Origin of the sequence: Zhongshania aliphaticivorans, from assembly GCF_001586255.1 — a bacterium.
GTDB classification, from domain to species: domain Bacteria; phylum Pseudomonadota; class Gammaproteobacteria; order Pseudomonadales; family Spongiibacteraceae; genus Spongiibacter; species Spongiibacter aliphaticivorans.
Genome location: NZ_CP014544.1, coordinates 3,778,294 through 3,795,317, shown reverse-complemented (window position 1 = coordinate 3,795,317; position 17,024 = coordinate 3,778,294). Strand labels below are relative to the sequence as shown.

Genomic DNA, 17,024 nt, shown 5'->3' with positions numbered 1-17,024 from the left:
CGTTCACCGTCTCCCGTCAAGCATTCTGCATCACTTCAGCTTTTTGTATTTCACCCGCTTCGGCCCCGCATTTTTCCCTTTACGCTGCACAAAATCCTCGTGGTATTCAGCGTAATTGCCTTCAAAGAACACAATATCACTATCGCCTTCGTAGGCCAGGATGTGGGTGGCAATGCGGTCGAGGAACCAGCGATCGTGGGAAATCACCAGTGCGCAGCCTGGGAAGTCGAGTAGGGCGTCTTCCAGTGCGCGCAGGGTTTCTACGTCCAAGTCGTTGGAGGGTTCGTCGAGTAGCAAGACGTTGCCGCCTTCTTTTAGGGTGCATGCCAAATGCAGGCGGCCGCGTTCACCACCAGACAATTCACCAACCCGCTTTTGCTGATCGCTGCCTTTAAAGTTGAAGCGGCCAATGTACGCTCGCGACGGCACTTCATAGCTGCCAATGCGCAAAATATCTTGCCCTTCGGATACGGCTTCCCAAACGGTTTGCTTGTCGTCGAGATCGTCGCGCATTTGCTCAACAGACACCAGTTTAACGGTTTCGCCAATCACAATTTCGCCGCTGTCGGGCTGTTCTTTGCCGGTCATCATGCGCAACAAGGTTGATTTACCGGCGCCGTTACCGCCGATAATGCCGACAATCGCGCCCTTGGGAATGGCAAAGCTCAGGTCGTTAATTAGCAGGCGGTCGCCATAGCTTTTACTTACGCCGTTAACCTCGATCACCTTGTCGCCAAGGCGGGGTCCTGGTGGAATATAAATTTCGTTGGTTTCGCTGCGGTTTTGGAATTCCTGCGAGTTTAATTCTTCAAAGCGAGCGAGACGCGCCTTGCTCTTACTCTGGCGACCTTTGGCGTTGCTGCGCACCCACTCTAATTCGGCGGCAATGGTCTTTTTGCGCGAGGCGTCAGACTTGGCTTCTTGGGCAAGGCGGGCATCTTTGGCTTCTAGCCAGTCGGAGTAATTGCCCTCGTATGGAATACCGCGACCGCGATCCAATTCCAAAATCCAGCCAGCGGCGTTGTCGAGGAAGTAGCGGTCGTGGGTAATGGCCACTACGGTGCCGGGGAAGTCGCATAAAAAGCGTTCTAGCCAGCCAACCGATTCTGCGTCCAAGTGGTTGGTGGGCTCGTCCAGCAGGAGCATGTCGGGGTTAGATAGCAGTAGGCGACACAGGGCAACACGGCGGCGTTCACCGCCCGACAGCGTCGTTACATCGGCGTCCCAGGGTGGTAGGCGCAGGGCGTCCGCCGCCACTTCCAATTTGTGATCGAGGTTGTGGGCGTCGGTGGCTTGAATAATATCTTCGAGCTGGGCTTGGCGTTTGGCCAGGGCATCGAAGTCGGCATCGGGTTCAGCGTAGGCGGCATACACCTGATCCAACTCGGTAAGCGCATTTTTGGCTTCGGCTACGCCGTCTTCAACATTGCCGCGCACGTCTTTGGCTGGATCTAAGGCGGGCTCTTGCGACAAATAGCCTATCTTGGTGCCGGGCTGAGGGCGGGCTTCACCGTTAAACTCAGTATCAACCCCGGCCATAATCCGCAGTAGGGTGGATTTACCAGAGCCATTGAGGCCAAGCACACCGATTTTAGCGCCGGGGAAAAAGGATAGAGAGATGTCGTGCAGAATTTCGCGCTTGGGGGGCACGACCTTGCTGACACGGTTCATGGTATAGACGAATTGCGCCATGCTGACTCCTGAAAATAGCGGAAAGCCGCAGTATACGGCGGCTTAGAAACAGGGAAGAAAGGTACCGAAAGCGACGATATTGCGCAAGGTGGTATTGGCGCAGTGTAGTGGTATGTGCGGGCCGCCCTGGCAATAATATTGCTCGACAAGCTCGCTAGCGTTATTCTGCGCGGGTATCCGCTGCGACCTGTGTGCAGCGAATAGCCATGGGATGGCGCGCATACTCCTTGTTTTATATTCCGTGAGTTTTCCTGCTAGGCCCTTTATTTGTTGTTGTGCGCTATTTGCATCGCGCAATGTGGGGGGCAATTAAAGCTGCGTTTCGTGGGCTTGGTAGGGGTTCGTGCCGCTTGTATCGTGTTTGCTTGTTGGCGTGTGCCCTAGAGGAACTTGATGAAATTCAATGTCAGTGTTTGCTGTGACAAATGCGCATGTACCACCCATTGCCAGCTCGCCCTGTTTAATCGTCCGCAGCAGCCTTGGACGTTTCGCTGCGCCGCCTGTGGCGCTCAAATCGACATTACCATGGCCGCAAATGGGGATCACTCCAAGGTTGTTACCAAGGTGCAGGGTGCCAGTAAACTCCATGAGCGCTGGCTTTGAACGTATCAGCTATCGCGTAGAAATCATTTTTCGTCACCTTCGAATATAGCCCATTAATAATACTGGACTTTAATGCGCCTGCCGCGCTTTGCGCGCCGTCATTTTCAGACACGGGAATGTAATTGTTATGCCAACATTAAACGGTGCCGATAACGCGCATTTATTGTACAATGCGCGGCTTTTCAGAGCCTGTGTATGCCTCGGGGGTAGTGATGTTTAGTAAAGAGATGACAATAGCCGGATTTGACGCTGAAATTTGGTCTTCGATCCAAGAGGAAGAAGTGCGTCAGGAAGAGCATATTGAACTGATCGCGTCGGAAAACTACACCAGCCCAGCTGTAATGCAGGCGCAGGGTACGGTGCTGACCAATAAATACGCCGAAGGCTATCCCGGTAAGCGCTACTACGGTGGCTGCGAGTACGTGGATAAAGCCGAAACCTTGGCGATTGATCGCGCTAAGGCGCTGTTTGGCGCCGATTACGCTAACGTTCAGCCCCACTCCGGTTCACAGGCCAATGGCGCGGTATACCAAGCCTTAGTGCTGCCAGGTGAAACAGTATTGGGTATGAGTTTGGATGCAGGCGGTCACTTGACCCACGGTGCCAAGCCGAACTTCTCAGGCAAAACCTATAATGCGGTTCAGTACGGTCTGAACAATGAAACCGGCGAAATCGACTACGCCCAGGTTGAAGCGCTGGCGCTTGAGCACAAGCCTAAAATGATTGTGGCTGGCTTCTCTGCTTACTCCGGTATTGTTGATTGGGCAAAATTCCGCGAAATCGCCGATATGGTTGGCGCCTACCTGATGGTCGACATGGCACACGTTGCCGGTTTAGTTGCCGCTGGCATCTACCCCAACCCAATTCAGTATGCCGACGTGGTTACCACCACCACCCATAAAACCCTGCGCGGTCCACGCGGCGGTTTGATTTTGGCCAAGGCCAATCCTGAGATCGAGAAAAAGCTGAACTCAGCGGTATTCCCCGGTGGTCAGGGCGGCCCGCTGATGCATGTCATTGCGGCTAAAGCAGTTAGCTTCAAAGAGGCGATGACCCCCGAGTACGTCACCTATCAAAAGCAGGTAGTAGCCAACGCCAAGGCCATGGCCAAAACCTTTATTGGTCGCGGTATTAATATTGTGTCTGGCGGTACTGAAAACCACCTGATGCTGGTCGACCTCATCGGTAAGTCTTACACCGGTAAAGACGCCGATGCCGCACTGGGCGCCGCAAACATCACCGTTAACAAAAATGCGGTGCCAAACGACCCACGTTCACCGTTCATCACCAGTGGTTTACGCGTTGGTACGCCTGCGGTCACTACTCGCGGCTTCAAAGAAGCCGAGTGTGTAGAGCTGGCTAACTGGATGTGCGACGTACTTGAAGCGCTCGAAGCCGGCGATGCCACGGCCAAAATCGAAGAAGTGAAAGTGAAGGTTCTGGAAATCTGTAAGCGCTATCCCGTTTACGCTTAATGCTGGACGGGAGGCGGGAGACGCAAAACAGTTGCGGCGCATCGCGCCGTTTTCTTAGCGTCTTCCGTCTCCCATCAAGCCTCTCCCACACTGTGCTAAACTTCGGCAATATTAAACGCCCCTGAGGCAAAACCATGCGCTGCCCGTTCTGCAATTTTGACGACACCAAGGTAATCGATTCTCGGCTGGTTGCCGAGGGTGGACAGGTTCGTCGGCGGCGGGAGTGTTTGTCTTGTTCTGAACGTTTTACCACCTACGAAAGCGCTGAGCTCTTGATGCCCAAAATCATCAAGAGCGACGGTTCTCGCGAGCCCTTTGATGAAGCCAAAATGCGCTCTGGGGTGCTAAAGGCTTTAGAGAAACGGCCGGTCAGTGTTGAGCATATCGAGGCGGAAATTAGCGGCATCAAACGTCGTATTCAGGCAACGGGTGAGCGCGAAATTGGCAGCCGCGATGTGGGTGAGCAAGTGATGGAGGCCTTAAAAGCGCTAGATCACGTAGCCTATGTACGTTTTGCATCGGTATACCGCAGCTTTCAAGATTTAGATGAATTTCGCGCCGAGATCGACCGTTTGTCGGCCGAACCTCGGACAGGAAAATCGGACGAGTAATGAGTTTCTCAGATATAGACCGTGAGATGATGGCGCTTGCTTTGCAATTGGCAGAGCGCGGCCGTTACAGCACCAGTCCAAATCCGAGAGTAGGTTGCGTCATTGCCCTGCATGACAAAGTCATTGCGCGGGGCTGGCATATTCGTGCTGGCGATGGTCACGCCGAAGTGAATGCCCTCGCGCAAATAGCGAGCGCTGAAGATTGCACAATATATGTCACCCTTGAGCCGTGTAGCCATTTGGGGCGCACGCCACCCTGCGCCGACAGGCTGCTTGAGGCCAATGTGGCCCGCGTGGTGGTTGCCGTTGAAGACCCTAATCCGCTGGTGGCGGGGCAGGGTATCGCGCGCCTGAGAGAAGCGGGTGTTCAGGTTGATGTCGGCTTAATGGCCGAGCAGGCAATAGAAATCAACAAAGGTTTTATGCGCCGTATTAACGGTGGCCTGCCGTGGTTGCGCTTGAAATCGGCCAGCAGTTTAGACGGCCGCACCGCAATGGCCTCGGGTGAAAGCCAGTGGATTACCGGGGCCGCGGCGCGCCAAGATGTGCAGCGTCTGCGCGCACAGAGTTGCGTTATTGTCAGTGGCGTTGACACTATTTTGCACGACAATGCCCTGTTTAATGTTCGGCCCGAGAGTTTTGCCCCCGAGCAAGTGAATGAATTTTGGCGGCAGCCTTTGCGCGTTATTGTTGATTCCACGCTGCGCACTCCAGTCAACGCCAAGCTGTTTGACGAGGGTGGCGAGGTTATTATTGCTACCGTGGTGCAAGACCCTGAGCGTTATGCGCCCTTGTCTGCGGCGGGCGCGATTATCCTCAGCCTTGACGATGACGGTAATGGCCGCGTGTCGCTGCCCGCGTTGATGCGTTACTTGGCGGACCGGGGCTGTAATGAGGTCTTGCTCGAAGCGGGGCCAACATTGACGGGTTCGGCGCTGCGCGCGGGTCTAGTAGACGAGTGGTTTGTGTATATGGCGCCGAGTTTGATGGGCAGCTCAGCCAGACCCCTAGTGGATTGGCCGATGACCAAGATGGCTGGCCAGCAGGCGTTGGAAATCGTTGATATTCGCGCAGTGGGTAAAGACTGGCGTATTCACTGTCGTCTACCTGCATTATTAGAGGGGGCATAGGTGTTTACCGGGATTATTGAGGCCTGCGGTAAGATCGCCGCAACTGAACTGCGCGGTGGCGATTTACGTCTGCGCGTGCAGAGTGCTGATTTGCCCATGCGCGAGGTCAAACTTGGCGACAGTATTGCCACCAACGGTGTTTGCCTAACGGTGGTAGAATTGCTGGCTGACGGTTACTGGGCTGATGTGTCTAGAGAAACCTTGGCCCACAGTAGTTTCGCGCAGGCCAAGGTAGGGCAGGCGGTAAATTTAGAGCGGGCCATGCTGGCGAGTAGCCGGTTTGACGGCCATATTGTCAGTGGTCACGTTGACGGCGTGGGCCGGATCGTGAGCTGTGAAAAAGATGCGCGCTCGGTGCGGCTGCGGGTAGAAGCGCCAATAGAGCTTGCGCGCTATATTGCGACCAAGGGCTCAATTTGCGTCGATGGCGTGAGCCTGACCGTAAATCGTATTGAAGATCAGGTGTTTGATCTCAATATCGTGCCCCACACCGCGGCGCAAACAATTATTCAACACTACCGGCCCGGCGCCGCAGTGAATTTAGAAGTCGATGTTGTCGCCCGCTATTTGGAGCGTTTATTACAAGCGCAAAATAGCGAGGCGGGGGGCGCACGGGCACAAGGCGTGTCGATGGCCACCTTGGCAGAAAATGGGTTTTTGACAGCGCGCAAATAAAGCGCGCACATAAAGGCAATGACTATGGCGTTTAGCAAAGTAGAAGAACTGGTTCAAGACATTCGTCTGGGTAAGATGGTTATTCTCTTAGACGACGAAGACCGCGAAAACGAAGGCGATCTGGTGATGGCGGCTGAGTGTGTGCGCCCCCAAGACATCAACTTTATGGCCAAATACGGGCGCGGCTTGATTTGTATGCCAATGACCAAGGAGCGCTGTAAGCAATTGAACCTGCCCCTGATGGTTGATCGCAACGCCTCGGGTTTTGGTACCAAATTCACCCTGTCGATTGAAGCGACTAAGGGCGTGACCACCGGTATTTCGGCGGCTGACCGCGCGCACACCGTGCGCACTGCCGCAGCCCGCAATGCAGTGGCTGGCGATATTGTGCAGCCTGGCCATATTTTTCCGCTGATGTCTGAGCCGGGTGGCGTATTAAGCCGCGCCGGTCACACCGAAGCCGCCTGTGATTTGTCGCGCTTGGCCGGTTTTGAGCCAACGGGTGTGATTTGCGAAATCATGAACGAAGACGGCACCATGGCGCGCCGCGAAGATTTAGAAGTGTTTGCCGCCGAGCACGATTTAAAAATGGGCACCATTGCCGACCTCATCCACTACCAAGTGTTGAATGAGCAGACCATTGAAAAAATCAGCAGTGGCACCATCGCTACCGACTTTGGTGACTTTGAGCTGCACGCCTACAAAGACTCCGTTGCTGGCGAAATTCATTTTGCACTTCAAAAAGGCGCTATCGATGCCGCCACGCCAACGCTGGCACGAGTGCATTTGGGTTCCACCATTCGCGACTTACTGCAAACTCAACCACCGGGTTCAACTACCGGTTGGAATATGCACCGCAGTTTGGCCACCGTCGCCGCAGAAGGTGGCGTAGTGGTGTTACTCGCTCACCGCGAAACGCCAGAGTCGATATTGGCTGACCTCGGTATTGCCCAAGGTCTGACGCCGCCGCTACAGGGCGACAGTGTGCAATACCAAACCACCTACTTTAATGTCGGTTTGGGTTCGCAAATATTACGCGATGTTGGCGTGGGCAAAATTCGCCTGATGGGTGCGCCAGTTAAATACAATGCTATCTCTGGTTTCGACCTAGAAGTAGTGGAATTTGTCAGCCCCGAAGACGTTGGCCAAGCCTAATTAATTAAGACTTTAAGGAACGACTATGAAAACGATTGAAGGTACTTTCACTGCGGTTGGTGGTAATTACGCGATTGTTGTGGGCCGCTGGAATAGCTTTGTGGTTGAGAGCTTGTTGGAAGGCGCCCTAGACTCACTGCGCCGCCACGGTGTTAAAGAAGACAATATCACTATCGTGCGCGCCCCCGGCGCCTTTGAAATTCCGCTGGTATGTCAGAAAGTGGCAGACAGTAAAAATTACGACGCCATTATCGCCCTTGGCGCGGTTATTCGCGGCGGCACCCCGCACTTTGAATATGTGGCTGGCGAGTGCGTGAAAGGCTTGGCGCAGGTTTCTATGCAGTACAGCGTGCCAGTGTCTTTTGGTGTTTTGACAGTAGACAGCATTGAGCAAGCTATTGAACGCGCTGGTACTAAAGCGGGCAATAAAGGCGAAGAAGCGGCCATGTCTGCCATTGAAATGGTGAGCTTGCTTAAGCAGCTTTAAGTGTTGCATTGATCGTTTTGGTAAATGATTTTCGCGTCGCCCATTCAGTTTCTGGTAAGCGGTGGCGCGGTTTTTTAAATGTGGTTTTATCCACTGTGAATGAGTAATTTTTTGTGGCTAATCGTCAGCAAAGTCCGTCCCATAATCAGCTTGCCGCAGGTCGTCGCAAGGCCCGTCACTACGCGATGCAGGCACTGTATCAATGGCATATGGCTGGCCAAGCGCTGAGCGTTATTGAAGCTGAGTTTCAAGCTGACTACGACATGAGCAATGTCGATAAAGAATTTTTCCACGATTTGGTGCACAGCATTCCCGCCCAGCTCACCGACTTGCACGGTCTGTTTGAAAAGCACCTAGACCGCAAGCTTAGCGATCTCGACCCCATTGAATTGTGCCTGTTACGCATGGGCAGCTATGAATTGCTGCGCCGTATCGATGTGCCGTATAAAGTGGCGATAAACGAAACCATCAACCTCGGTAAACGTTTTGGTGCCACTGACGGTTACCGCTATTTAAACGGTATTCTAGACAAAGTGGCAATGGAGTGTCGCGCGGTTGAAGTCGCGGCGGAACGCGGTAAATCTCCCAAGCCAGCAAGCGACGCCGAATAAGTCGGCGCTTAGCGAAGCTTATGCCGGTATCTGAATTCCAATTAATCCAGCAGTATTTTAAGGTGGGCGTCGCTGCGGCGCAGGCCTGCCCCAATTCACCGGTACGTTGCGGTATTGGTGACGACTGTGCGGTTCTCGCATTGCCGCCAGAAGACGAGCTACTGGTGTCGGTCGACACCTTGGTGGAGTCAGTGCACTTTCCCGCCAATTACCCCTCAGACTTACTTGCCCGTCGCGCCTTAGCTGTGTGCGTTAGCGATTTGGCGGCCTGTGGTGCAACACCGCTTGGCTTTACCTTGGCTTTAACACTGCCCAAGGTGGACGAGCCGTGGCTGGCGGGCTTTGCCAATGCCTTGGCCGCCGCCGCCGCGGAATTCGGTATTGCACTGGTGGGCGGCGACACCACGCGTGGGCCGCTGTGTTTAAGTCTGCAAGTTATGGGCTCGGCGCCAGCGGGCACCGCCATTTTGCGCAGCGGAGCGCGTCCCGGTGACCTGGTGTTTGTCTCTGGCCAACTGGGCGATGCGAGAGCAGCACTGGCTTACCTAGATAAACCGCTGGCGCAGTTAAGTGCCGCAGAAACAGCTTTGCTGGCCCGCTATCACTCGCCAGAGCCACGCTTGGCCCTAGGTCAAAAGCTGCGAGGCCTCGCCAGCGCAGCCGTCGATATATCTGACGGTTTGGCCGCAGACCTTGGTCATATTCTCAAGGCCAGTGGCGTGGCGGCGGTACTGTATACCGAGTACTTAGCCTTGTCGGCGGCGCTCACTGAAACGAATCCCGAGCGCGCCATTGAGTTTGCCCTTAGCGGCGGCGACGATTACGAGCTGTGTTTTACCCTGCCCGCTGAACACCGCGAGGCAGCGCTGGCACTCGGTGCTGAATTAAATTTGCGCCTCACTGAAGTCGGTTATGTCGACGTTGGTGAAGGCCTTGCCTGCTACGCAGCCGACGGCGGTGTGATAACGCCTGCTGCTGGCTACCAACATTTTTGAGTGGTATACCCAATGAAAATACCCGTCTCATTACTTAAAAACCCAGTGCATTTATTGTCCGTCGGTTTTGGTAGCGGACTGGCGCCTAAAGCGCCGGGCACCTTCGGTACAATCGCCGCCCTGCCGTTTTGGTATGTACTGCAATTTTTGCCACCGGCCTATTATGTGGTGGTCTTGATCTTAGCCTTTATACTTGGCGTATATCTCTGTGGCGCCACTGCCGACGCCTTAGGCGTACACGATCACGGCGGTATTGTATGGGACGAGTTTGTCGGCCTGTGGATTGCCCTGTTTATGGTGCCAATGCATCTCGGTTGGATCCTTTTAGGTTTTGCATTATTTCGCTTATTTGATATTTGGAAACCCTGGCCAATACGGGTGCTGGATGCCAAGGTGCACGGCGGCTTTGGCATTATGATCGACGATGTGCTGGCCGGTGTTTACGCTTATCTAACGCTGCAATTACTGTATGTGTTGAGTTAAAAAATTAATTATTAAGCATTTGCGAGGACAATCATGGTTTCTTTAGGCACGCCGTTTAGCGACAGCGCTTGTAAGGTTTTACTGTGTGGCGCGGGCGAACTCGGCAAAGAAGTGGCCATCGAGTTGCAACGTTTAGGGGTGGAAGTCATTGCCTGCGACCGTTACGCCAATGCCCCAGCGATGCAAGTGGCTGACCGCAGTTACACCTTCTCGATGCTCGATGGCGCGGAATTGCGGCGGGTAATCGAGCTGGAAAAGCCAGACTACATCGTGCCGGAAATTGAAGCCATCGCCACCGACACCTTGATCGACTTAGAACGCGAAGGCTATAACGTAGTGCCTACCGCGCGCGCCGCCCAGCTCACCATGAACCGTGAAGGCATTCGGCGCCTGGTTGCCGAAAAGCTCGAACTGCCCACCTCAGCCTACCGCTTTGCCGACAGCAAAAACGAGTTCGATGCCGCCGTGGCGGAAATTGGCCTGCCCTGTGTGATCAAGCCCATCATGAGCTCCTCGGGCAAGGGGCAGAGCTTGGTGCGTCGCCCCGCTGAAATCGACGCGGCGTGGACCTATGCCCAAGAGGGCGGCCGTGCCGGTGCAGGCCGAGTAATTGTCGAGGGTTTTGTTGATTTCGATTACGAAATCACTTTATTAACCATTCGCCACCGCGGCGCAAATGGCGAAGATACCGCAACCAGTTACTGCGCGCCGATTGGCCATTTGCAAAAAGACGGTGACTACCAAGAATCCTGGCAGCCCCAGCCCATGTCTGATACAGCTTTACAGCGCGCCCAACAGATGGCTGAGCAAGTCACCACTGCACTAGGTGGCTGGGGTTTGTTTGGCGTAGAGCTTTTTGTAAAAGGCGACGAGGTGATCTTCAGTGAAGTATCGCCCCGTCCCCACGACACGGGTTTAGTGACCTTAATCTCTCAAGATTTATCAGAATTTGCCCTGCACGTTAGGGCTATACTCGGCTTACCTATCCCCAATATTCAGCAACACGGCCCCTCGGCATCGGCGGTTATTTTAGTTGATGGCAGCTCTCAGCGCGTTCGCTTTGGTAATCTTGACCACGCCTTAGATGTACCCGATACCCAGCTGCGTTTATTCGGTAAGCCTGAGGTGGACGGCAAACGTCGCATGGGTGCAGCCCTTGCTCGCGGCGGCAATATTGACGAGGCCCGAGCCAAGGCATTGGCAGTGGTTGAAGCTGTTACAGTGAGTTTGTAGCGCTGCGTTAATGATATTGTTTTAAGGAAGTCTGAATAAAAAAGACCCCGCATGTTTATCATGCGGAAATGTAATTGGGGTTATTAAAAATCATAAATCACAGGCCTGACTACAATATCCTTCAATAGAAAAACAGCGAGCTGGTGCTAGGTAAAATGACATAGTGGTTAGGGTATAAAGGGCATGTTGTAAATTTAAAAACGCCTACTTTCCGTATAACTTTTTGGCCATGCAAGTCGCAAAAATATTAAGATAATGCAGAACAAGATTAGCAGTGAATCTGCGCCGCCGCCGCTGCGGCCGCCACTCGGCTTCAATTCGATTGGGGGTGGCGGTGCGAATGCTTCTGGGGCTGCCGCACTTGATTCTGCAATATCTACCAGAAATAACTGCGACGTAACTCCCGCTTCCAAGGCTTTGTTGTTAAGGGTGAAGGAGAGTTGCCCCGTTTTTCCGGCGACTGTTGCTGAGTCTAGCAGCAGGGTTGCTAGTCTATCTTCGCCAGTTTCTGTTAATTCCGACAATTGCGGAAGCTCTTCAGTCACACCCGCTGTTGTAAACTGTACACGAAGCTCATTAGCGTCTGCAGCCCCTATGAAACTGTAAGCGAACTCTATGACCTCATCTTCAAAATCGAGTGATATATCAAATACGGCGACTGAAGTCTGGGTTTCTTCAGAATCAGAATTTGTATTCAATGCATAACCAATCAATGTGAATTCCGTGGCATTGTCTTGCGCATGAACTTTTGCTAACGGAAACGAAGCAAGCAAAGTAACAAGCAATACAGCCCTGATTGCGTATATCTTCATAGTCTTACCCCCGAACGCCAGTGACAGTGCTTTTCATTTTGTATGTCTTCTCACTTGGGGTGACATTTTTCGATCCATTCACCAAATACTCAAATACCAGCTGTTTTATTGTTGTAATAATTCCTGATTGTTGTTCCGCAACTTGCGGAGTCGTTTTTGATAGGCCTCGTAATGGGGCTGCATAGGAGCAGGTGTCACTTTCACTAAAAGTGCGTGAATAAACCCACGTTCCTTGAACAAGCGCCTCAGGGAGTGTTGTGATCATGCCGGTAAACCCGGCTATATCAGTAAATCCATTTTCAGGATTGTAGGTTTCGTATTTAATCCGAACGAACGCCTTCGCAATTCCAGCCTTCGCGAACTCCTTCCCCCGTTCATTGTTATTAAGCATTTTAGATTCACTGATAAATGAATGGCTCAGCGGAAAACGGCCTTGAAGAACCTCAACTTTCCCATCGGCAGGTGTAATACGCAGGAAAAAGTACGGTTCTGATTCTGTGGTGTTATTGACGTATGGTTGATCGTGCGCCTCGCATGGATCCCGGGGATTGCCCACCAGAACCCCTTGTCCGAAATGGTATACTGTGTCATTCCCTTCATAGGTAATCGATTTCACGTCGTCGCCTTCTGTAACAACGGTAACCACCGGAGTGTTATCAGCGAAGGATAAAACCGAACCGAAAATTCCGATAATAGCTAAAACGCCTTTTCCAAAAGTATTCGTTCGCATGTTTAGCCTCGTTGCTATAATCCATTATATTATTTAAAGCTCGTGATTATTCAGCACAAAAACTACGGCAGTTGATTAAAGCGAAGAAACCTTGCTAGGCCATTATTGAATGCATAGCGGCAGATTTATACTTTAATTACCACCACTGAAAACTTTAAAAACACATATTATAAGGGGGAAGTAGGTGTTTTGGCCGTCTCATCATATTCTTCCTTGGGTCTGAAACGGCTTACTTTCGACTACATACAAAAGTAAGCGCGAAAATCTAGGAGTCACCCTGCACAGATAGTAGTTCAGTGATTCGAGAATTGTCTAGTAAAATTGTCTTTCCGGCCTAATACTATTTCGGAATGAAAATACCTAAAACCATAACGAGAATCATAGGGGGTCATAATTATGGAGGGTAGGTCTTAGATTTTGGGTTTTACATAGTTTTGCTTGGTCGGCAGGACGCGATAATTGGTGTTTAAAGAAAGGGGGCAGATTTGTTTAAAGCATTTTTCAATAAAAAAGCCCCGCATAATTTATTAATGTGGGGCTTAAATTTAATGAAGCTATCGCTTTCTAGAAAGCCGTTACCATCAAGTTCGTTCTGCCCGTGATATTAGTGTTGGCATGGAAGGCGGTAATCTCCGTTGTGGTCGCGACAAATTGAAGTTTGGCGTAGGCCAAACCTTTGCTTCCTTCGTCATTGCATATTGTTGCGACGTTCGTATTGCTGGATGCCCACGTCACCTGCGTAGTCAAATTGCTAGTCGAATTGTCGGTGTACACTCCGGTCGCTGTATATTGCACCGTGGCATTACCGCTGACACTACTGTTCTCGGGGCTTAATTCAATTCGCGCTAATGACTTCGCTGCCCTCGTTAACGCCAGTTAGTAGGCCGCGAGATCCGTTTGCATTATTCACAACGGTATTGCCACTAAAGCTCGACCAAGTAACTTGGGTAGTAAGGCGCCCTTTGCTGCCGGTAGTGACATTTTGATGTCTGCCTTCTAAAAAAATACCGGTTGCAAGGTATTGTTTCGTTAAGCCTTTGGCGAGTGATGTGTCTTGGGGGCTAACTTGCAGCGCGGTTATTACTGTATCACTTACGGTTACGCCATCGTCGACGGTAGATCCGGTAATTCTCTGATACGTCGCACTAATTGTGGTTTTACCTACACTAAGACAACTGGCTAGGCCGCTCGCGTTAATGCTGGCGACGGTTGTATTGTACTGGCTCAGCTTGCAGAGTTGCTAGGGTCTAAAGTGGTGCCATTAGAAAACTGTACGATAGCGGCAAATTGTTGGCTGGTGCCCTTGGCAAATTGATTTACTTGCGGATTAATTGTTAGCGAACTCGGGGTAATCGGTGTACCAACAGAAGGACTGCTGCCACCACCACAAGCACTGAGTAGCGAGATCACACCTAGCAAAAAATAACTGACAATTGTTTTGTAATAGCAATTAGGTGTATAGCGCATGACTATGATCCTGATTTGTGCGCAGAGGTAGTTTGCCACAACGATCCTTTGCAGCGTAAATTTGTAGGAGTGCTTATGGGAGTTCCAGTGACGCCTAGGTATGGCAGTCAGCAGTGGTTTTTGTCGGGCTATGCTATTTTTAGGTTAGTTAAATAGCAATATGGCTGATTAAAAATAGTTTTGGGTGTTTTAGCCCCGCTGGATTTGCGGTTGAGAAGCCAGACTGGGCTTTGCTGTGTCTATGGGTAGTAGCGTCACTTCTTGAAAATTACTGGAATAAGGTGTTGCGAACGATTAAATCGTCTTTATCACCGATCAGTCTAAGATCGATGGTAAGAGGCATGTCGGTATAGCGCTATCTTGAGTTAGTAATATTGTTGAGCGAGAGCTAAAATTTTGGCAGTCGTTGAAGCTGTAACTGTGAGTTTGTAATGTTATTTTTAAATAATTTTTCATAAAAATACCCAAGTTCCATAAAAAATTAGGTATTTCAAATGTGAATCTAAATTTATCTTCTTGCTATCACCCTAATTTGCGTCCTACACTAGCCACTCTTGTCGGGGTGCCCGCGTATGAAATACGCAATGGCTGAGATCGTTTTCGAATCCCGTAGACCTGATCTGGATAATGCCAGCGTAGGAAACAAGATCTTCTCAGCAGGGGGCCCTCTGCGTTGTGCTGTCTGAGAGGCGATCTGATTTTCCTTCCTTGGTTTTATTTTTAAAACTGTCGATTTAAAGACTTGCGCTCTGCTGCGCGCAAAAGGGGAAAAAAATGAGTTCTGATTATCCACTGCTTCGCGATACCGCCCAAGTAGACGCCGCTTCAGTTGAGCCATTACCGGGTTCTTCAAAAATATATGTGCAGGGTAGCCGCGCCGATATTCAGGTGCCGATGCGAGAAATTAAACTGACGCCAACCCCTGTGCAGGCCCGCGATGGCAGCACCAGCCTAGAGCCAAATCCACCTGTGCGGGTTTATGATACATCGGGCGCGTATACAGATCCCAAAGCTAAAATTGATATACGTAAAGGTTTGGAGCCGATTCGCGATCAATGGATTCTCGACCGCAATGACACCGAACTACTCGCTGGTGACAGCTCCGAATACAGCCGCAAACGGGCAGCCGATTTAAGCCTGCAACAGTTACGCTTTGATCTAAAACGCAATCCGCGTCGTGCATTACCGGGTAAAAATGTGAGTCAGATGCACTACGCGCGCTTAGGCATTATTACCCCAGAAATGGAATATATCGCCATCCGCGAAAACATGGCTTTAGCCGCCGCAAAAGAAGCGGGCGAGCTGCCAGGGGACTTGGGTTTTCAGCATCCCGGTAATGCTTTCGGTGCCAGTATTCCTAAAGAAGTCACCCCAGAATTTGTTCGCGATGAAGTTGCGCGAGGTCGTGCAATTATTCCCGCCAATATTAATCACCCCGAATTAGAGCCGATGATTATTGGTCGTAATTTTCTGGTGAAGGTGAATGGCAATATCGGTAACTCGGCGCTGGGTTCCTCTATTGAAGAGGAAGTGGCCAAGCTCACTTGGGGTATTCGCTGGGGCGCAGATACCATGATGGACTTGTCCACCGGCAAAAATATTCACGAAACCCGTGAGTGGATTGTGCGCAATTCGCCGGTGCCGGTGGGCACAGTGCCGATTTATCAGGCGCTGGAAAAAGTCGACGGCGTGGCCGAAGATTTGACCTGGGAAATTTTCCGCGACACCTTAATTGAACAAGCAGAGCAGGGCGTGGATTATTTTACAATTCACGCGGGGGTGTTGCTGCGCTATGTGCCGCTGACCGCCAAGCGCGTTACCGGCATTGTGTCCCGTGGTGGCTCGATCATGGCGAAGTGGTGTTTGTCCCACCACAAAGAGAATTTTCTCTACACCCATTTTGACGACATCTGCGAGATCATGAAGGCCTATGATGTGTCCTTCTCTTTGGGGGATGGCCTGCGTCCTGGCTCGGTGGCAGACGCCAATGACGAAGCGCAGTTTGGCGAGCTACGCACTTTAGGTGAATTAACTAAACGCGCGTGGAAACATGATGTGCAAGTGATGATCGAAGGTCCCGGTCACGTGCCCATGCAAATGATTCACGAGAATATGACCGAGCAGCTCAAGCACTGTGACGAAGCGCCTTTTTACACCTTGGGGCCGCTGACCACCGATATTGCCCCTGGCTATGATCACATCACTTCGGGCATTGGCGCCGCCCAAATCGGCTGGTATGGCTGTGCGATGCTGTGCTACGTCACCCCCAAAGAACACTTGGGTCTGCCCAATAAAGATGACGTAAAAACCGGCATCATTACCTACAAAATTGCTGCCCACGCCGCAGACTTGGCCAAAGGCCATCCCGGCTCCCAATTGCGCGATAATGCCCTGAGCAAAGCCCGCTTTGAATTCCGCTGGGAAGATCAATTCAACCTTGGCCTAGACCCCGATACCGCACGCTCGTACCACGACGAAACCCTGCCCAAAGAATCGGCTAAGGTCGCGCATTTTTGCTCCATGTGCGGCCCCAAATTCTGCTCCATGAAAATTACCCAAGACGTTCGCGACTACGCCGCCAAGCTAGAAGAGGATGAACTGGAAGCCGAGATGCAGAAAAAATCTGCAGAGTTTAAAGAGCTGGGCAGTGAGATATATCAGAAGGTTTGACGCTAGACGCGTGACGGGAGACGGGAGATGCAAGACGCAAGATGCTAGACGGGAGACGGGAGATGCAAAAGACGCTAAAAGCGAAGCAGAAGATGGTAGTGAATTGCAGGCCCGCGTGGGAGCTAGTTAGAAATGATGCTTTAGCGTCTTCCGTCTCCCGTCCAGCGTTACGCGGAGTTAACGTCTCCCGTCCAG

At 51.7% G+C, this 17,024-nt stretch carries 17 protein-coding genes and 1 riboswitch; of the genes, 12 read left to right on the top strand and 5 right to left on the bottom strand.

Going from position 1 to position 17,024, the window contains the following annotated elements; genetic code table 11:
* Positions 1-30: 30 nt before the first annotated feature.
* Positions 31-1,692 carry an energy-dependent translational throttle protein EttA gene (gene ettA, locus AZF00_RS16890; RefSeq protein ID WP_008252431.1) on the bottom strand — a complete coding sequence of 554 codons (1,662 nt, stop codon included), beginning with the start codon at positions 1,690-1,692 and terminating at the stop codon, positions 31-33.
* Between the two features lie 393 nt (positions 1,693-2,085).
* Between ettA and AZF00_RS16885 the strand changes: the two genes are divergently transcribed.
* The 11 genes from AZF00_RS16885 to purT all read left to right on the top strand — a co-directional run bounded on the left by AZF00_RS16885 (position 2,086) and on the right by purT (position 11,150).
* A complete protein-coding gene (locus tag AZF00_RS16885) occupies positions 2,086-2,295 on the top strand; it encodes a hypothetical protein (RefSeq protein ID WP_008252430.1) in 210 nt (69 codons plus the stop codon).
* A 212-nt stretch (positions 2,296-2,507) separates the two neighbouring features.
* Positions 2,508-3,770, top strand: a complete 1,263-nt coding sequence (gene glyA, locus AZF00_RS16880; protein ID WP_008252429.1) for a serine hydroxymethyltransferase — start codon at positions 2,508-2,510, stop codon at positions 3,768-3,770.
* 134 nt (positions 3,771-3,904) lie between these two features.
* Positions 3,905-4,381, top strand: coding sequence for a transcriptional regulator NrdR (gene nrdR / locus AZF00_RS16875; RefSeq protein WP_008252428.1), 477 nt, complete (start codon positions 3,905-3,907; stop codon positions 4,379-4,381).
* Positions 4,381-5,511 carry a bifunctional diaminohydroxyphosphoribosylaminopyrimidine deaminase/5-amino-6-(5-phosphoribosylamino)uracil reductase RibD gene (gene ribD, locus AZF00_RS16870; protein WP_008252427.1) on the top strand — a complete coding sequence of 377 codons (1,131 nt, stop codon included), beginning with the start codon at positions 4,381-4,383 and terminating at the stop codon, positions 5,509-5,511. The genes nrdR and ribD overlap by 1 nt, the downstream gene beginning before the upstream one ends.
* Positions 5,512-6,186: a riboflavin synthase gene (locus AZF00_RS16865; RefSeq protein ID WP_008252426.1), complete on the top strand. Its 675-nt coding sequence runs from the start codon at positions 5,512-5,514 to the stop codon at positions 6,184-6,186.
* 24 nt (positions 6,187-6,210) lie between these two features.
* Complete coding sequence (ribBA, locus tag AZF00_RS16860; protein WP_008252424.1) at positions 6,211-7,341, top strand: bifunctional 3,4-dihydroxy-2-butanone-4-phosphate synthase/GTP cyclohydrolase II; 1,131 nt, start codon at positions 6,211-6,213, stop codon at positions 7,339-7,341.
* Between the two features lie 25 nt (positions 7,342-7,366).
* Positions 7,367-7,828: a 6,7-dimethyl-8-ribityllumazine synthase gene (gene ribH, locus AZF00_RS16855; protein WP_008252422.1), complete on the top strand. Its 462-nt coding sequence runs from the start codon at positions 7,367-7,369 to the stop codon at positions 7,826-7,828.
* A gap of 113 nt (positions 7,829-7,941) precedes the next feature.
* Positions 7,942-8,439 carry a transcription antitermination factor NusB gene (gene nusB, locus AZF00_RS16850; protein WP_008252420.1) on the top strand — a complete coding sequence of 166 codons (498 nt, stop codon included), beginning with the start codon at positions 7,942-7,944 and terminating at the stop codon, positions 8,437-8,439.
* 20 nt (positions 8,440-8,459) lie between these two features.
* On the top strand, positions 8,460-9,434 hold the full coding sequence (thiL, locus tag AZF00_RS16845) for a thiamine-phosphate kinase (protein ID WP_008252418.1): 975 nt from the start codon (positions 8,460-8,462) through the stop codon (positions 9,432-9,434).
* A 12-nt stretch (positions 9,435-9,446) separates the two neighbouring features.
* Complete coding sequence (locus AZF00_RS16840; RefSeq protein ID WP_008252416.1) at positions 9,447-9,917, top strand: phosphatidylglycerophosphatase A family protein; 471 nt, start codon at positions 9,447-9,449, stop codon at positions 9,915-9,917.
* A gap of 33 nt (positions 9,918-9,950) precedes the next feature.
* Entirely contained in the window at positions 9,951-11,150 is a 1,200-nt protein-coding gene (gene purT, locus AZF00_RS16835; RefSeq protein ID WP_008252413.1) for a formate-dependent phosphoribosylglycinamide formyltransferase, read from the top strand.
* Between the two features lie 194 nt (positions 11,151-11,344).
* On the opposite strand, the gene AZF00_RS16830 is transcribed toward purT, so the two are convergent.
* From AZF00_RS16830 to AZF00_RS16815, 4 genes are all read right to left on the bottom strand, one after another.
* Positions 11,345-11,962: a hypothetical protein gene (locus AZF00_RS16830; protein WP_008252411.1), complete on the bottom strand. Its 618-nt coding sequence runs from the start codon at positions 11,960-11,962 to the stop codon at positions 11,345-11,347.
* Between the two features lie 4 nt (positions 11,963-11,966).
* Complete coding sequence (locus tag AZF00_RS16825) at positions 11,967-12,692, bottom strand: hypothetical protein (protein ID WP_008252409.1); 726 nt, start codon at positions 12,690-12,692, stop codon at positions 11,967-11,969.
* A 564-nt stretch (positions 12,693-13,256) separates the two neighbouring features.
* On the bottom strand, positions 13,257-13,532 hold the full coding sequence (locus AZF00_RS19830) for an Ig-like domain-containing protein (protein ID WP_414730017.1): 276 nt from the start codon (positions 13,530-13,532) through the stop codon (positions 13,257-13,259).
* A gap of 384 nt (positions 13,533-13,916) precedes the next feature.
* Positions 13,917-14,159 (bottom strand): hypothetical protein, encoded by a 243-nt coding sequence (locus tag AZF00_RS16815; RefSeq protein ID WP_008252407.1) that lies wholly within the window; start codon positions 14,157-14,159, stop codon positions 13,917-13,919.
* 548 nt (positions 14,160-14,707) lie between these two features.
* Positions 14,708-14,818: riboswitch (TPP riboswitch) on the top strand.
* Positions 14,819-14,933: 115 nt separating this feature from the next.
* Between AZF00_RS16815 and thiC the strand changes: the two genes are divergently transcribed.
* Positions 14,934-16,829: a phosphomethylpyrimidine synthase ThiC gene (gene thiC / locus AZF00_RS16810; protein WP_008252405.1), complete on the top strand. Its 1,896-nt coding sequence runs from the start codon at positions 14,934-14,936 to the stop codon at positions 16,827-16,829.
* Positions 16,830-17,024: the final 195 nt, after the last annotated feature.